Raw genomic sequence first — 14,097 nt, forward strand, 5'->3', positions numbered from 1 at the left:
GCAACGCAGAGCCGGCTGCTGTTACTTTGCCTTGTAGGCGGCAAGGAACATCCGCGTCGCGCTGTCGACGACTTCCGTCATGCGCTGTTCCGACGGCGGCGGCGCGGCCTGGAAGACGAACGGCAGGAAGAGCGAGGCCTTGCACAGTTCCATGAACTGCGAGGCGGCGAGGTCGCAATCCTCGATCTCAAGGTGGCCAGAGGCGACATGGGCTTTGAGATATTCGGACAGCCGGTTGATGGTCTTGTCGAGCACGCGCAGATAATAGCGGCGGCCGACGTCGGGCATGCGCTCGGCGATGGCCATCACGGTGCGAATCGCCGATCCGCCGCCGGGCCGGCAGAGCAGGTGGATGTAGGCCTGGCCGAAATCCTTCAGCGTGGTCTCGGCGTCGCGTGCGGGGTCGAAGTTGAACGCAACCTGGCCATGAAACAGCGCTTCCTCCTCGAGGATGGCTTCGAACAGCGCGCTCTTGTCCGCGAAGTAGACGTAGAGCGTGCCCTTGGAGACGCCGGCCGCGCGGGCGATCTCGCCCATGCTGGCGCCGTCAAAGCCCAGGTCCATGAACACCTTACGGGCGCCGGCCAGGATTTGGCGGCGTTTGGAACTGTCCTCCTCCTGGAGGACGTGCAGATGTTCGCGACCGGCAACAACCATTGGTTCAGCGTCTCGGAAGGTTTTCGGATCGGGCTCGCGGCATGAAACCCAAATAAAGGATTCGGGCCAGTAGTGTGGGTCCGGGAACATTAAGTATATTGACCGAACCGTTCGGTCAATGGTATTTGGGGTGGGCGAGCGGGAAAGCGGCCGTGCGACGGCTGCCCCGGATCGCATTTTATGGGGGAGGCCGTTATGGCCGCATCGAGAGACCAGGCTGCGCGCGTCCTTCGCCAGGAAGCGGTTGAGACGGCGCCGGCGAACGGCGAAGCTGCGACCGGAACGTCCGCAGCCTTGGCCGAGCAGTTGCGCCCTCATGTGGTTGAAGAAGCCAAGCGTCGCACCAGCGAGGCGCCGGAGAAGCCCGTGACCGAGCAGCCGGCTCCGACTGCATCCGCGCCCGCCGCTGCCGCCCCCAAGTCCGGCAAGCGCAAATTCGTCATGATGGGCGTCGGCCTCGTGCTGGCGCTCGCGGCGGCAAGCTATGCCGGCTACTACACGCTGGTCGGCCGCTTCTTCGTCTCCACCGACGACGCCTATGTGCGCGCCAACAACACCATGCTGGGCGCGCGCGTGGCCGGCCACATCTCCTCGATCCTCGCTCGAGACAACACGCCGGTGCACGCCGGCAACATCATCCTGCGCATCGACGACGGCGACTACAAGATCGCGGTCGACGCGGCCGCGACCCGGATTGCGACCCAGCAGGCCACCATCGATCGCATCGGCCGCCAGATCGCGGCGCTCGACAGCCAGGTCGCCCAGGCCAAGGCGCAGCTCGTCTCGGCCGAAGCCGGCCTCAAGCGTGCCGATCTCGATTATGAGCGCCAGCAGGAGCTGAGCAACAAGGGCTTTGCCTCGCGCGCCACGTTCGAAACCTCGGAAGCCGGCCGCGACCAGGGCGCCGCCGCGGTCAAGGCTGCGCAGGCCGCCTACGACGTTGCCGTCAGCAACGTCGACGTCGCCAAGGCGCAGCAGGCCGAAGCCCAGGCGCAACTCGCCGAGCTCAAGACCTCGCTCGCCAAGGCCGAGCGCGATCTTTCCTTCACCGCGGTGCGCGCGCCCGTCGACGGCATCTTCTCCAACCGGCTCGTCAACGCCGGCGACTTCGTCGCAGTCGGCCAGCGTCTCGGCAATGTCGTGCCGCTCGATGACGTCTATATCGATGCCAACTTCAAGGAGACCCAGCTCAAGCGCATCCGTGCCGGCCAGCCGGTGACGATCAGGGTCGACGCCTACGGCATGCGCAAGTTCTCCGGCGTGGTCGACAGCATCGCGGCAGGCGCCGGCTCGGTGTTCACGCTGCTGCCGCCCGACAATGCCACCGGCAACTTCACCAAGATCGTGCAGCGCGTGCCGGTCCGCATCCGCGTGCCGAGGGCGGTCGCCAGGCAGAACCTGCTTCGGGCGGGCATGTCGGTCTATGCGACCGTCGACACCAACAAGGGCGCAGCCGACGCCGACAGCGAAGTCGATCTCGACGATCCCACCATGATCCATCCGCAGTAAGCGCGCCTGGGCGCTGCGAGATCAGACCATGGCCACCGCCACGACTGCTTCACCTGCCATGATGGCATCAGCCGCATCGGAGCGCATTGCGCCGAAGCGGCTGTTCGCCTTCATCATCATGGTGTTCGGCATGTTCATGTCGATCCTGGACATCCAGATCGTCTCGGCCTCCTTGAGCGAGATCCAGGCCGGCCTGTCGGCGAGCTCCAGCGAAGTCTCCTGGGTCCAGACCGCCTATCTGATCGCAGAAGTGATCGCGATCCCGCTGTCCGGGTTCCTGTCGCGCGCCTTCGGCACGCGGCTATTGTTCGCGATCTCGGCGGCCGGCTTCACCGCATCGAGCCTGCTCTGCGGCTTCGCCACGACCATTGAGGAGATGATCGTGTGGCGCGCGCTGCAGGGCTTTCTCGGTGCCGGCATGATCCCGACGGTGTTCGCCTCGGCCTATACGGTGTTTCCGCGCTCGAAATTCCACATCGTCGGTCCCATCATCGGGCTCGTTGCGACCTTGGCTCCCACGATCGGACCGACGGTCGGCGGCTACATCACCGATTTGATGTCCTGGAACTGGCTGTTCTTCATCAACGTCGTGCCCGGCATCGGCATCACCCTGGGCGTGCTGGCCCTGGTGGATTTCGACGAGCCGCATTTCGAATTGCTTGATCGCTTCGACTGGTGGGGCCTGCTGTTCATGGCCGGCTTCCTCGGCACGCTGGAATATGTGCTGGAGGAAGGCCCACAATATGAATGGCTGCAGGACAGCTCGGTGGCGATCTGTGCCTGGATCTGCTCCGTTTCGGCGATCGCTTTCTTCGTGCGCGTCTTCACGGCGGCTGAACCGATCGTCAATCTGCGCACCTTCACCAACCGCAATTTCGCCGTCGGCTCCACGCTGCAGTTCTGCATCGGTATCGGCCTCTACGGCCTGACCTACATCTATCCGCGTTATCTTGCCGAGGTGCGCGGCTACAGCGCGCTGATGATCGGCGAGACCATGTTCGTTTCCGGCATCACGATGTTCCTGGTCGCGCCGCTGGTGGGCCGGCTGATGGCGAGCCTCGACATGCGCTACATGATCGCCTTCGGCCTGATCGTGTTCGCGATCGGCTCCTACCAGATGACCTGGATCACGCGCGACTATGATTTCTACGAGCTGCTCGTGCCGCAGATCCTGCGTGGCATCGGCATGATGTTCGCGATGGTGCCGACCAACAACATCGCACTCGGCACGCTGCCGCCCGACAGGGTGAAGAATGCCTCGGGCCTGTTCAATCTGATGCGCAATCTCGGCGGCGCGGTCGGCCTTGCCGTCATCAACACTGTGCTCAACGATCGCGCCGATCTCCACATCGCACGCCTGCAGGAGCGCGTGACCTGGGGCAATGCGACCGCGACCGAAACCCTGACCATGCTGGCTCAGAAGTTCCAGGGGCTCGGCGACTCCACGCTGATGGCGATGAAGCAGCTCAGCCAGATCGTGCATCGCCAGGCCGTGGTGATGAGTTTCGGTGATGCCTTCTTCGTGCTGACGCTCTTCTATCTCGGCCTCAGCCTGCTGGTGACGCTGCTCAACAGGCCGGCTTCGCCATTCGGCGGCGGCGACGCGCATTGATCGGCCGCGTACCAGTGTGATTGCCCGGCTGACCGGACGGGGCGCACCAAAATGCAACACTGGTGCGTGATCTCGCGCGAGGCCCGTTGCAAATCGCCGATGATGCATCTATAAAGCGCACCTCATTCAACCGAACCGGGGAGGATTTGCATGATTTCGTCGCATTCGCAGATCGTGCGCCCGCGCTCGGTTTTCTGGCTCGGTATGTGCTCGGCCCTTTAGAGGCCATTTCCGCCAGCTTCGATTGGGTTCTCAGTCCCGATCGCACCACTTCCCGATTCAAAGCCAAGTTTAGCTGACGCCGTCTCGGCCCCGCGGCCGGATTCGCGTCCATCGATGGAGCCGGCCCGCGCCATCAGCGGCCGAATGATGTCATGACCACTCTGTCAAGAAAGCCCGCGGCGATCCGCGTGGTTCTGCCCTTCGTGTTCCGCCACTGGCTGAAGCAGCCAGGGCGCACGCTGGCTATCGCTGTCGGGCTGTTAGGAGCGACCGCCGCCGATCTGTTCATGCCGGTGTTCTCAGGACATCTGGTCGATGCGTTGACGCAGGGCCCATCCAGTGCCGAGGCGCGCCACGCCGCGCTCGTGGCGCTCGGCGGGATCGTGGTGCTGGGCGCGGCGTCGATGGTGCTGCGCCTCACCGGGCTGCAGGTGATCGTGCCGTTCACGCTGAGGATCATGTCCGACGTGGCTCAGGACGCTTTCCTGCGCGTGCAGCGCTTCTCGACCGATTGGCACGCCAATTCCTTCGCCGGCTCGACCGTGCGCAAGATCACGCGCGGCATGTGGGCGCTCGATCTGCTCAACGACACGCTTCTGCTGGCCCTGCTGCCGTCATTGGTCGTGCTGATCGGATCGATGATCCTGCTCGGTGTCCACTGGGCTTCGCTCGGCGCGGTGATCGCGCTCGGCGCGCTCTTCTATGTCACGATGACGGTGCTGTTCTCGACGCGCTATATCGCGCCGGCCGCGCGGATCTCCAATGCCTGGGACACCAAGGTCGGCGGCACGCTGGCGGATGCGCTGACCTGCAATGCCGTGGTGAAGTCCTTCGGCGCCGAGGCGCGCGAGGATGCGCGGCTCGCCCGCGTCATCAAGCGCTGGCGCGTGCGGGTGAAGCGGACCTGGTTTCGCTACAACTACACCGCGATGGCGCAACTCTCGCTGCTGCTGTGCCTGCGGGGATCCGTGATCGGCGGCTCGGTGCTGCTGTGGATGTACGGGCATGCCTCGCCCGGCGACGTCACCTATGTGTTGACGAGCTACTACGTCATCCACGCTTATTTGCGCGACGTCGGCATGCACATCAACAACCTCCAGCGCTCGGTCAACGACATGGAGGAGTTGGTGGCGATCCATGACGAGCCGATCGGCATTGCCGATGCCGAAGGCGCGCAGCCGATCGCGATCGACGGTGGCGAGATCGTGTTCGACGACGTCACGTTCCACTACGGCGGCCATCGCGCGCCGCTATATGACGGGCTGTCGGTCAAGATCCGTGCCGGCGAGCGCGTCGGCCTGGTCGGCCGCTCCGGCTCCGGCAAGACGACCTTCGTCAAGCTGGTGCAGCGGCTCTATGACGTCACCGGCGGTCGTGTGCTGATCGACGGGCAGGATATCTCGAACGCCACGCAGCAATCGCTGCGCAGCCAGATCGCGATCGTGCAGCAGGAGCCGATCCTGTTTCACCGCTCGCTCGCCGAGAACATCGCTTACGGCCGGCCCGGCACCAGCCTGGAGGCGATCGAGCAGGCGGCGCGGCTGGCGAATGCGCACGACTTCATCCTGCGCCTGCCGAAGGGTTATGGCACCCTGGTCGGCGAGCGCGGCGTGAAGCTGTCGGGCGGCGAGCGGCAGCGCGTGGCGCTGGCGCGCGCCTTCCTGGCGGATGCGCCGGTGCTGATCCTGGACGAAGCGACCTCGAGCCTGGACTCGGATTCGGAAGCTCTGATCCAGCAGGCGATGGAGCGGCTGATGAAGGGCCGCACCTCGATCGTGATCGCACACCGGCTGTCGACGGTGCGCAGCCTCGATCGCATCCTGGTGTTCGACCGCGGCGAGATCATCGAGCAGGGCACGCATGCCGTGCTCGCGGCCAAGCCGGGCGGCATCTATCGCAGCCTGTTCGAGCGCCAGGTGGTGGAGCTCGGGCTTATCGCAGCAGCGGAATGAGGTCGTGGAATGGCGCGTGGTCGACGGGCGATCGTCGGCCACGCCGCCGAAAGGTGGAATGAGATGAAGGACCTGACACACGGCTCCATCGTGAGCCATATCCTGAGCATGGCGCCACCAATCGTGGTCGGCATGATCACGATCATGATCTGCCAGCTGGTCGACCTGTACTTCGTCTCGGGCCTGGGCGAGGCGGCGATCGCCGGTGTCGCAGCGGCTGGCAATGCAGGCTTTCTCGTCAATGCGCTGATGCAGGTGCTGGGCGTCGGCACGGTGGCGCTGATGTCGCATGCCGTAGGGCGCAAGGACCGCAGCGATGCCAATCTCATCTTCAACCAGTCGGTCGTCCTTTCCCTGCTGTTCGGCTTGCTGACATGGGCCGGGGGCATTGTCCTGTCGCGCCCCTACATGCGCGCAATTGCAGCGGACGAAGCCACGATCGAGGCCGGTACGACCTATTTGCTCTGGTTCATGCCGGCACTTGCGCTGCAGTTCGCGACGCAGGTGATGGCGTCCGCATTGCGGGCCACCGGCATCGTGCGGCCGAGCATGCTCGTGCAGGCGCTCGCCGTGGCCATCAACATCGCGCTGGCGCCGGTGCTGATCACGGGGTGGGGGACCGGGCATGCACTTGGTGTCGCCGGAGCGGGCCTTGCAAGCTCCATCGCGGTTTGCGTCGGCGTGCTGATGCTGCTGGTCTATTTCCACAGGCTGGAGCGTTATGTCGCCTTTCATCCGGAGCAATGGCGTCCGCAGCTTCGGCAGTGGAAGAGAATCCTCAATGTCGGGCTGCCGGCCGGCGGCGAGTTCGTGATGGTCTTCATCGTCATGGCGGTGGGCTACTACGTGCTGAGCGTATTTGGCCCGGCGGCGCAGGCAGGATTTGGCATCGGGACGCGGCTGCTCGGCCTGATCCAGATGCCGGCGCTCGCCATCGCGCTTGCTGCGGGGCCCATCGCCGGCCAGAATTTCGGCGCCGGCAATGGCGCGCGCGTGCGGGAGACCTTTGTCAAGGCGTCGCTTATAGCGACCGCCGTGATGACGGCTTTTCTGATCGTCGCCCAGTTCGCGCCGGGTCTGCTGCTTGCGGGGTTCTCGAACGACCCCGAGACGATGGCCGTTGCGTCGCTTTTCCTGCGCATCGTCTCGTTCAACATGGTGTCGCAGGGGCTGATCTTTGTCTGTTCCAGCATGTTTCAGGGGCTTGGCAATACCAAGCCGGTGTTGTGGACCTCGGCAATGCGGATCTGCACCTACTCCCTGCCGTCGATCTGGCTCTCGACGTGGCCGGGCTTCCGGATGGAGCACGTCTGGTACCTGTCGATCGCAACCAACTCGCTGCAGGCCGCCTTGAGTGTGTGGCTGTTGCTGCGCGAGTTCAGGAAGCGACTTGCGCCGGCAGCCCAGCAGAGAGTGACGGAGCCGCCGATTCCCGAATCCGTTGCGCCGCCGTTGCGCGAGCCGGCATAACGGCTCTTGCTTTGTCACTCACGGTTCCGGCTAGTCTGCCGCGCCGTGAGAAACGAAGACTAGTGGGCGCCGAGGCTGTTCCATACCAGGGCGGCCCCCGACAGGAACAGCAAGCCGAGCACGACATCGCCAAAGTGCTTGTCGCTGAGTGCGTGATAGACGCGCGCACCGGCCCATGCGCCGACCAGCGTACCCGGAAATGCGACCATCGCGAGCCAGACCACCTTGAAGGCGACTAGGCCCGAGGCCGTCTGCAGCGCCAGCGCGGTGGCGAGCACCGTGAAATTGAACAGCTGGAAGATGCCGCGCCGCTCGTGCTTGTTCCAGCCGCGGATGTTGGCCCAGAGGATCGGCAGCGGCCCCGACAATCCGGCGAGGCCGCCCAGAATGCCGCCGGCAAAGCCGATGGCGCTGTCGGCGATGCGGCCGCCGAACTTGATGGCGAGCGGCTTCTTGTTGAGGTACAGCGCGGTCGGGAAGATCAGCAGCAGCACGCCGACACTGAGCTTGAACACTTTGGGATCGGCGGAGGCGACCAGCATGGTCCCGAGCGGGACGCCGATCAGTCCGCCGATCAGGAACGGCCATACCAGGGAGAGGTCAAAGCTCTTCCACATCGACGGCAGCGTGGAAGTCTGCGCGATCACGGAGCAGATCAGCACCAGCGGGACCGCGAGCGAGGGCGGCAGCACGTAGAGCCAGATGCCGAGCGCCATCAGTGCCGTGCCGAACCCTGCCAGCCCCGAGACGAAGCCGCCGGCCAGTGCGCCGAACAGGATCAGGGCGTAGGAGGACGTTTCCACCGGTAAATTCCCGTCATGACCTGCGATCCCGAAACCGTGATCGCTCATGGCGCATAGCACAGATGCGGCGTGGCAGGTCAATTTCAAAAACCACGCAAGCGTGATTCCGGATGGTGGGCATTCCCGAAAGGCGCGCCTACATGCTGATCGTACTGCGATTTGGGAGGCCTGCCGCAAGCGATCCGCGCTTCGAGCCGCCTAGCCCGTGACATGATGGAGCTCCAACATGACCCGCATTCGTCTTGCCGTTGCGGCCGCGCTGCTCTCTGCGGCGAGCCTGATGCCGACCTTGGCCTTGGCGCAGTTTTCCGAGCCCGCGGCCTATCAGTCCATACATCCCGATCGCGACGTGCTGAACGGCGGACAGCTCACGCCGGCGGGACGTGCAGCCCGCGGCGAGCCTGTCGTGTCGGGCGATTCCTACGCGGCCTATCCATCGCCTGCGAACCCGGCTGTCCGCAGCCGCCATCGCCGCCATCATCAATAGAAATGGGCTAGACGATCTGCCTTGTGTCAGCAGGTTTGTGCAGCGCGCCGACGAGGATCCTCAGCGCCTCGCTCAATTCCGACCGATTGCGCGCTGCGCCGAGTGAGACCCGTGCCGCAGGCGGCGAAGTTCCGTCGACGGTGAAGGCGTCGCCGGCAACGATCGCGAGCCCGTTGCGCAACAGATGCGCGGCGACGTCAGGCCGTCCCGCGGGCAAGCGGAGCCACAAATGATGCGCCGTCGGCTTTGCCAGGAATTGAAACCCCTTCAACGCGCGCTGCGCCAATTGCTGGCGGCCAACGGCCTCGTTGCGGATCGCGGTGATGATGCGATCGGCGACGCCGCGCTCGAGCCAGTGCGTCACCAGCGCGACCATCAGCGGCGCCGGCATCTGCACGGTGGCCTGCAACAAGCTCCGCATCCGCTGTTGCATTGTGCTGTCGGGCGTCAGCAGATATGCGACCCGCAACGCCGGTGCGATGCATTTTGACAGCGTGGTCGCGAGATATGTCCGCTCCGGGATGAGGTTGCCGATCGGCGAGGCCGAGCGGTCGAGCAGCCCGTAGGCATCGTCCTCGATCAGAACAGTATCGGCATCGCGAACGATCTTGGCGATTGCGCTGCGCCGCTCGGGGGCAAGCGTTGCCGTGGTCGGATTGTGCAGGGTCGGAATGAGATAGACCGCCTTCGGCCTGTGCACGCGGCAGGCCTTCGCCAGCGCATCAGGCAATATGCCGCGGTCATCCATGGCGACGCCGACGAGCTTGACGCCGAGCTGAGCCGCTGCGGCCTTGATGCCGGGGAAGGTGAGGGCCTCCGTGAGCACGATTTCGCCGGGCCGTACAAGGTGCGCGAGCAGGTTGAACAGGATCGTCTGCGCGCCGGGAAAGATCACGAGCCTGTCGGCCTGCGCGTGCGGAACGCGCGCTCGCATCCAGCGCGCGGCGACCTCGCGCTCATGCGCGCTGCCGCCGGGCGGCTGGTAGTTGAGGAAGGCGGTCAGGCCGGATTGCGCGCGAATGGCTTCGAGGCCCGCGATGATGCGCTCGTCGAGCTGCGCTTCGAGCGGATGCGGCGGCACGTTCATGGAGAGGTCGATCGCGACCGGGTGCGGAAGGTCGACCGCGCGGCGCGCGCTGGTCTCCGACACGAATGACCCCTGTCCGACCCGGGCTTCCATGATGCCGCGACGCCGCGCCTCCGTGTAGGCGCGCGTCACCGTAGTGAGGTCGATGCCGAGCGCTTTTGCCAGCGCGCGCTGCGTCGGCAGTTGTTGACCCCGCACCAGCCGTCCGGCGGCGATGTCGGCTTCCAAGGCATCGACGATGCGCTGATAGCGCGGCCCCGATAGCTCCGAGATTGTAGGGGTCCAATCCATGCAATTTAAGCCCGTATCTTTGAATGTATGGATGCAAGATGTTATTGTATGGATCGTTGGAAGGGAAGAGGTAAGGGTCATGGCAACCGGGTCAGTCTCTTTGGCAAAGGCGATGTGGCGCGGCTTTCGCGGCAAATGCCCGAACTGCGGCGAGGGCCATATGTTCAGTCGTTTCCTGAAAGTGGCGGACGCTTGCGATCATTGCGGCGAGGAGCTGTTTCACCAGCGCGCGGATGACTTCCCGGCCTATCTCGTGATGGTCGTGGTCGGCCATCTCGTGGTGCCGGCGATCCTCGCGGTCGAGACCGCGTACGCACCGCCGGTTTGGCTGCAACTCGCGGCGTGGCTGCCGGTGACGCTATTTGCTTCGCTCGCGCTGCTGCAACCGACCAAGGGCGCCATCGTCGGGCTGCAATGGCAGATCGGCATGCATGGCTTTGAGGCGAGCAAGCTGCGGCGCGGAGCCGGACAGCTTGCCCCCGTGCTGGTGAAGGCGCAGCGCGCGGCCTGAGGCAGCTCGCGGCGTTTACATCGCCCAATCCATCGCTACACTCCATCGCATTAAAACAAGAACGATGGAAACGCCAATGGCCGCACGCGCAAAAACCTTCCTGCTCTGTCACGGCGCGTGGTCCGGGGGATGGTCCTGGCGCAAGATGCATCCGCTGATGACACAGGCCGGCCACCGCCTGGTCGCGCCCACCTGCACCGGGCTCGGCGAGCGATCGCATCTCGCAAGTCCTGCCATTGATCTCGAGACGCACATTCAGGACATCCTCAACGTCATCAAGTTCGAGGATCTCGACGACATCGTACTGCTCGGCCATAGCTATGGCGGCATGGTCGCGACCGGCGTTGCGGATCGCGCCCGTGAGCGCATCACGCAGTTGATCTATCTCGACGCCTTCGTGCCCCGGGATGGGCAGTCACTGTTCGATCTCAACGAAGGCGGCCGCGAGCCGATGCGCAAGGCGGCTGCCGCAGGTGACGGCTACCGTATCCCGCCGAACCCGCCGCCGCCGGATACGCCGCAGGCCGATCTCGACTGGCTCAACACACGCCGCATCAACATGCCGCTCAAATGCTTTGAGACCAGGCTGAAGCTTCAGCACGGTGAACCGGCAATGCCGCGGAGCTACATCTACTGCAAACGCATTCCGCCGGGCGATGTTTTCGGGCAGTTCGCAAGACGCACGAAGAGCGAAGAGGGCTGGCGCTATTTCGAGCTCGATGCCAGCCACGCGCCGAATGTGACGGCGCCAGAGGCATTGATGGACGTATTGCAGGAGATCGTTGCCTGACTCGCGCCCGTCATTCTGGCTCTCGCTTCGCGAGCCCCGGAATGACAGCGGTGAAATTGGTGAGGGGTCCGATGCGCTAGCATCGAACCCCTCGTTGCAAGATATCAGCCGGCCTGTAAGCCGGGTTCTGTAGGGCACCGCCCGCTTGCGCAAGCGATACGTGACGGCCATTCCTCTGGGACCACGTTTGCACATGGCCTCGAGCAACCTACCCGGACGGCGGGCCTGACATCGCCCCGCGGCGTTATCGCTTTCGCGAACAGCCCGCTTAAGCCGTCCCTATTCGGTTTTGCTCCCGGTGGGGTTTACCATGCCGGCTCCGTTGCCGGACCCGCGGTGCGCTCTTACCGCACCTTTTCACCCTTACTTCCTCCGAGGAGGGAGCGGTTCGTTCTCTGTGGCACTTTCCCTGGGGTCGCCCCCGCCGGACGTTATCCGGCACCGCATGTCAAGGGAGCCCGGACTTTCCTCCCCGGCGGCCTTTCGGCACTTGCAGGGGCGGCCGTCCGGCCGACTGACAGCCTAGGCAATGAGCATTTGTGACGGTTTCGTCAAGGCAATATCCCGGCGTAACCGGGCCTCAAATAATTTATCCTGAAGATGTCGTTGGGCGCGGCCCCCGTTCGACTGGATGCGGCGATCCAGCCGAGCAACAGGAGTTGAGCAATGCAGTATCTGCTGCTGATCTACCGGAACGAAGCGCAACAGAGTCAGATGGCGCCCGCGGATTACCAGAAGCTTCTGGCCGAGTATTCCGCCTATACCCAGGAAATCGCCCAGAGCGGCCACTTCAAGGCCGGCGACGGGCTCCAGCCGACTTCAACTGCGAAGACCGTTCGCGTTCGCGACGGCAAGGCTATGACCACCGACGGTCCCTTCGCAGAGACCCGCGAGCAGCTCGGCGGCTACTATCTCGTGGAGGCCAAGGATCTCGACGCGGCAATCGCGTTGGCGGCGCGGATTCCCGGCGCCAGGGATGGGTCGATCGAAGTCCGGCCGGTCATGATCAACAAATGATCTCAAAAATAATTCGCGATGATGTCGTTTGACGTCGGTCCCGTTCGACTGGTGTCGGCGATCCAGCCGAACCACAGGAGTTGAACCATGCAGTATCTGCTGTTGATCTATCGGAACGAAAACTACATGACCGACATGAGCGCCACGGACCGCCAGAAGCTGACGGGAGAGTACGGCGCCTACACGCAGTCGATCATTCAGAGCGGCCATTTCAAGGCCGGCGACGGGCTGCAGCCGACGACGACGGCGACGACGGTACGCGTTCGCGACGGCAAGACCATGACCACCGACGGTCCGTTCGCAGAAACGCGCGAGCAGCTCGGCGGTTATTATCTGGTCGAAGCCAAGGATATCGACGACGCCGTGGCGCTCGCGGCGCGCATCCCCGATGCCAAGCGAGGATCGATCGAGGTCCGGCCGGTCATGATCTACAAGTGATCGCGGCCAGCGACATCGACAAGATCTTCCGCGACGAGGCGGGGCGGGCACTGGCCACCCTGATCCGCCTCGTCGGTGATTTCGATCTCGCCGAGGACGCGCTCCAGGATGCGTTCGCGGTTGCGCTGGAACGCTGGTCGGCGGGCGAGCTTCCCGACAATCCGCGCGCCTGGCTGGTCAATGTCGGCCGCAACAAGGCGATCGATCGTGTCCGCCGCCAGGCCGCCTTCCGCGGTAAGCAGCAGGCGCTTCTGCATGAACTCGAGCTCAACGCGCAAGCGCCGGCCGAGCCGCCGGCGATGCTCGACGACGACATGCTGCGGCTGATCTTCACCTGCTGCCATCCGGCGTTCGCGTCAGAAGTCCAGGTCGCGCTGACGCTGCGCACGGTCTGCGGCCTCTCCACAGCTCAGGTCGCGCGCGCTTTCCTCGTCAGTGAGGATGCGATGGGACAGCGCCTCGTTCGCGCCAAGCAGAAGATCAGGCTTGCCGGCATTCCCTATGAAGTACCGGAGCGCGACGCGCTGGCGCCGCGGCTCGATGGCGTGCTCGCCGTGATCTATCTCGTTTTCACGGAAGGCTATGTCGCAACCTCGGGCGCGGACCTGATGCGGCCCGATCTTACGGCCGAAGCCATCAGGCTCGCGCGCTTGCTCGACCGTCTGATGCCCGATCGTGCCGCGATCAAGGGCCTGCTGGCGTTGATGCTGTTGCACGATGCGCGCCGCGCCGGACGCGAGACCGCGGCCGGCGATATCGTCCTGCTGGAAGAGCAGGACCGCTCGCTCTGGGACCGCGCGCAGATCGAGGAGGGTTCGCGTCTTGTCGATGAGGCGCTGCGCGTGCCGGGGCGGCCGCAGTCTTATGTGGTGCAGGCCGCGATTGCCGCGCTGCATGCTCGTGCCCCGAGCTACGGTCAGACCGACTGGCCGCAGATCGCCGGGCTCTACGAAGTCCTGCTGCGCATCAATCCGTCGCCGGTGATTGAGCTCAACCATGCGGCCGCGGTCTCGATGGTTGACGGCCCGGCGCGGGCGCTCGACCTCGTTGACGCGATCGCAGCGCGCGGTGGGCTGGATGGCTACGAACTGCTGCCCGCAGTGCGCGCTGATTTGTTGCGGCGACTGGGGCGGAAGCAGGAAGCGCGGGAAGCCTATGCCGCGGCGACCGAGGCGACGCAACTCGAGCCGTTGCGACGGTTGTATGCGCGGCGGGTCGGGGAGATGGAGTAGGTGCCGCCACACACTCCGT

The 14,097-nt window shown here is 64.6% G+C and carries 13 protein-coding genes and 1 other RNA gene; 10 read left to right on the forward strand and 4 right to left on the reverse strand.

Features of this window, described 5'->3' with window-relative positions; translation table 11 throughout:
- Positions 1 to 21: 21 nt before the first annotated feature.
- Positions 22 to 657, reverse strand: a complete 636-nt coding sequence (locus XH88_RS16195) for a TetR/AcrR family transcriptional regulator (protein ID WP_271669293.1) — start codon at positions 655 to 657, stop codon at positions 22 to 24.
- A gap of 195 nt (positions 658 to 852) precedes the next feature.
- On the opposite strand from XH88_RS16195, the gene XH88_RS16200 reads away from it, so the two are divergent.
- From XH88_RS16200 to XH88_RS16215, 4 genes are all read left to right on the forward strand, one after another.
- Positions 853 to 2,166: an HlyD family secretion protein gene (locus XH88_RS16200; protein ID WP_271669294.1), complete on the forward strand. Its 1,314-nt coding sequence runs from the start codon at positions 853 to 855 to the stop codon at positions 2,164 to 2,166.
- A 28-nt stretch (positions 2,167 to 2,194) separates the two neighbouring features.
- On the forward strand, positions 2,195 to 3,778 hold the full coding sequence (locus XH88_RS16205) for a DHA2 family efflux MFS transporter permease subunit (RefSeq protein WP_271669295.1): 1,584 nt from the start codon (positions 2,195 to 2,197) through the stop codon (positions 3,776 to 3,778).
- 374 nt (positions 3,779 to 4,152) lie between these two features.
- Entirely contained in the window at positions 4,153 to 5,952 is a 1,800-nt protein-coding gene (locus XH88_RS16210; protein ID WP_271669296.1) for an ABC transporter ATP-binding protein, read from the forward strand.
- Positions 5,953 to 6,015: 63 nt separating this feature from the next.
- On the forward strand, positions 6,016 to 7,422 hold the full coding sequence (locus tag XH88_RS16215) for an MATE family efflux transporter (protein WP_271669297.1): 1,407 nt from the start codon (positions 6,016 to 6,018) through the stop codon (positions 7,420 to 7,422).
- A gap of 59 nt (positions 7,423 to 7,481) precedes the next feature.
- Here XH88_RS16215 and XH88_RS16220 read toward each other — a convergent pair whose 3' ends face one another.
- A complete protein-coding gene (locus tag XH88_RS16220) occupies positions 7,482 to 8,225 on the reverse strand; it encodes a sulfite exporter TauE/SafE family protein (RefSeq protein WP_271669298.1) in 744 nt (247 codons plus the stop codon).
- A gap of 226 nt (positions 8,226 to 8,451) precedes the next feature.
- On the opposite strand from XH88_RS16220, the gene XH88_RS16225 reads away from it, so the two are divergent.
- Positions 8,452 to 8,712: a hypothetical protein gene (locus tag XH88_RS16225; RefSeq protein ID WP_271669299.1), complete on the forward strand. Its 261-nt coding sequence runs from the start codon at positions 8,452 to 8,454 to the stop codon at positions 8,710 to 8,712.
- 7 nt (positions 8,713 to 8,719) lie between these two features.
- Here the strand turns inward: XH88_RS16225 and XH88_RS16230 are convergent, their stop codons facing one another.
- Positions 8,720 to 10,090, reverse strand: coding sequence for an aminotransferase-like domain-containing protein (locus tag XH88_RS16230; protein WP_271669300.1), 1,371 nt, complete (start codon positions 10,088 to 10,090; stop codon positions 8,720 to 8,722).
- A 79-nt stretch (positions 10,091 to 10,169) separates the two neighbouring features.
- Between XH88_RS16230 and XH88_RS16235 the strand changes: the two genes are divergently transcribed.
- Both XH88_RS16235 and XH88_RS16240 read left to right on the forward strand, forming a co-directional pair.
- Positions 10,170 to 10,601 carry a DUF983 domain-containing protein gene (locus XH88_RS16235; RefSeq protein WP_271669301.1) on the forward strand — a complete coding sequence of 144 codons (432 nt, stop codon included), beginning with the start codon at positions 10,170 to 10,172 and terminating at the stop codon, positions 10,599 to 10,601.
- A gap of 76 nt (positions 10,602 to 10,677) precedes the next feature.
- A complete protein-coding gene (locus tag XH88_RS16240) occupies positions 10,678 to 11,391 on the forward strand; it encodes an alpha/beta fold hydrolase (protein ID WP_271669302.1) in 714 nt (237 codons plus the stop codon).
- Between the two features lie 100 nt (positions 11,392 to 11,491).
- Here the strand turns inward: XH88_RS16240 and rnpB are convergent.
- Positions 11,492 to 11,909: RNase P RNA component class A (gene rnpB / locus XH88_RS16245), an RNA gene on the reverse strand.
- Positions 11,910 to 12,057: 148 nt separating this feature from the next.
- On the opposite strand from rnpB, the gene XH88_RS16250 reads away from it, so the two are divergent.
- The 3 genes from XH88_RS16250 (at position 12,058) to XH88_RS16260 (ending at position 14,078) form a co-directional block, all read left to right on the forward strand.
- Positions 12,058 to 12,408, forward strand: a complete 351-nt coding sequence (locus XH88_RS16250) for a YciI family protein (protein WP_271669303.1) — start codon at positions 12,058 to 12,060, stop codon at positions 12,406 to 12,408.
- An 87-nt stretch (positions 12,409 to 12,495) separates the two neighbouring features.
- Positions 12,496 to 12,846 carry a YciI family protein gene (locus XH88_RS16255; protein ID WP_271669304.1) on the forward strand — a complete coding sequence of 117 codons (351 nt, stop codon included), beginning with the start codon at positions 12,496 to 12,498 and terminating at the stop codon, positions 12,844 to 12,846.
- Positions 12,846 to 14,078: an RNA polymerase sigma factor gene (locus tag XH88_RS16260; RefSeq protein WP_271670363.1), complete on the forward strand. Its 1,233-nt coding sequence runs from the start codon at positions 12,846 to 12,848 to the stop codon at positions 14,076 to 14,078. Before XH88_RS16255 ends, XH88_RS16260 begins: the two co-directional genes overlap by 1 nt.
- The last annotated feature ends 19 nt before the right edge of the window (positions 14,079 to 14,097 follow it).

The organism is Bradyrhizobium sp. CCBAU 51627 (assembly GCF_028128765.1).
Classification (GTDB): Bacteria; Pseudomonadota; Alphaproteobacteria; order Rhizobiales; family Xanthobacteraceae; genus Bradyrhizobium.

Coding starts and splice junctions, on each gene's coding strand:
- XH88_RS16195 (WP_271669293.1), bottom strand. CDS start 657: ATGGTTGTTGCCGGTCGCGAACATCTGCACGTCCTCCAGGAGGAGGAC.
- XH88_RS16200 (WP_271669294.1), top strand. CDS start 853: ATGGCCGCATCGAGAGACCAGGCTGCGCGCGTCCTTCGCCAGGAAGCG.
- XH88_RS16205 (WP_271669295.1), top strand. CDS start 2,195: ATGGCCACCGCCACGACTGCTTCACCTGCCATGATGGCATCAGCCGCA.
- XH88_RS16210 (WP_271669296.1), top strand. CDS start 4,153: ATGACCACTCTGTCAAGAAAGCCCGCGGCGATCCGCGTGGTTCTGCCC.
- XH88_RS16215 (WP_271669297.1), top strand. CDS start 6,016: ATGAAGGACCTGACACACGGCTCCATCGTGAGCCATATCCTGAGCATG.
- XH88_RS16225 (WP_271669299.1), top strand. CDS start 8,452: ATGACCCGCATTCGTCTTGCCGTTGCGGCCGCGCTGCTCTCTGCGGCG.
- XH88_RS16230 (WP_271669300.1), bottom strand. CDS start 10,090: ATGGATTGGACCCCTACAATCTCGGAGCTATCGGGGCCGCGCTATCAG.
- XH88_RS16235 (WP_271669301.1), top strand. CDS start 10,170: ATGGCAACCGGGTCAGTCTCTTTGGCAAAGGCGATGTGGCGCGGCTTT.
- XH88_RS16240 (WP_271669302.1), top strand. CDS start 10,678: ATGGCCGCACGCGCAAAAACCTTCCTGCTCTGTCACGGCGCGTGGTCC.
- XH88_RS16250 (WP_271669303.1), top strand. CDS start 12,058: ATGCAGTATCTGCTGCTGATCTACCGGAACGAAGCGCAACAGAGTCAG.
- XH88_RS16255 (WP_271669304.1), top strand. CDS start 12,496: ATGCAGTATCTGCTGTTGATCTATCGGAACGAAAACTACATGACCGAC.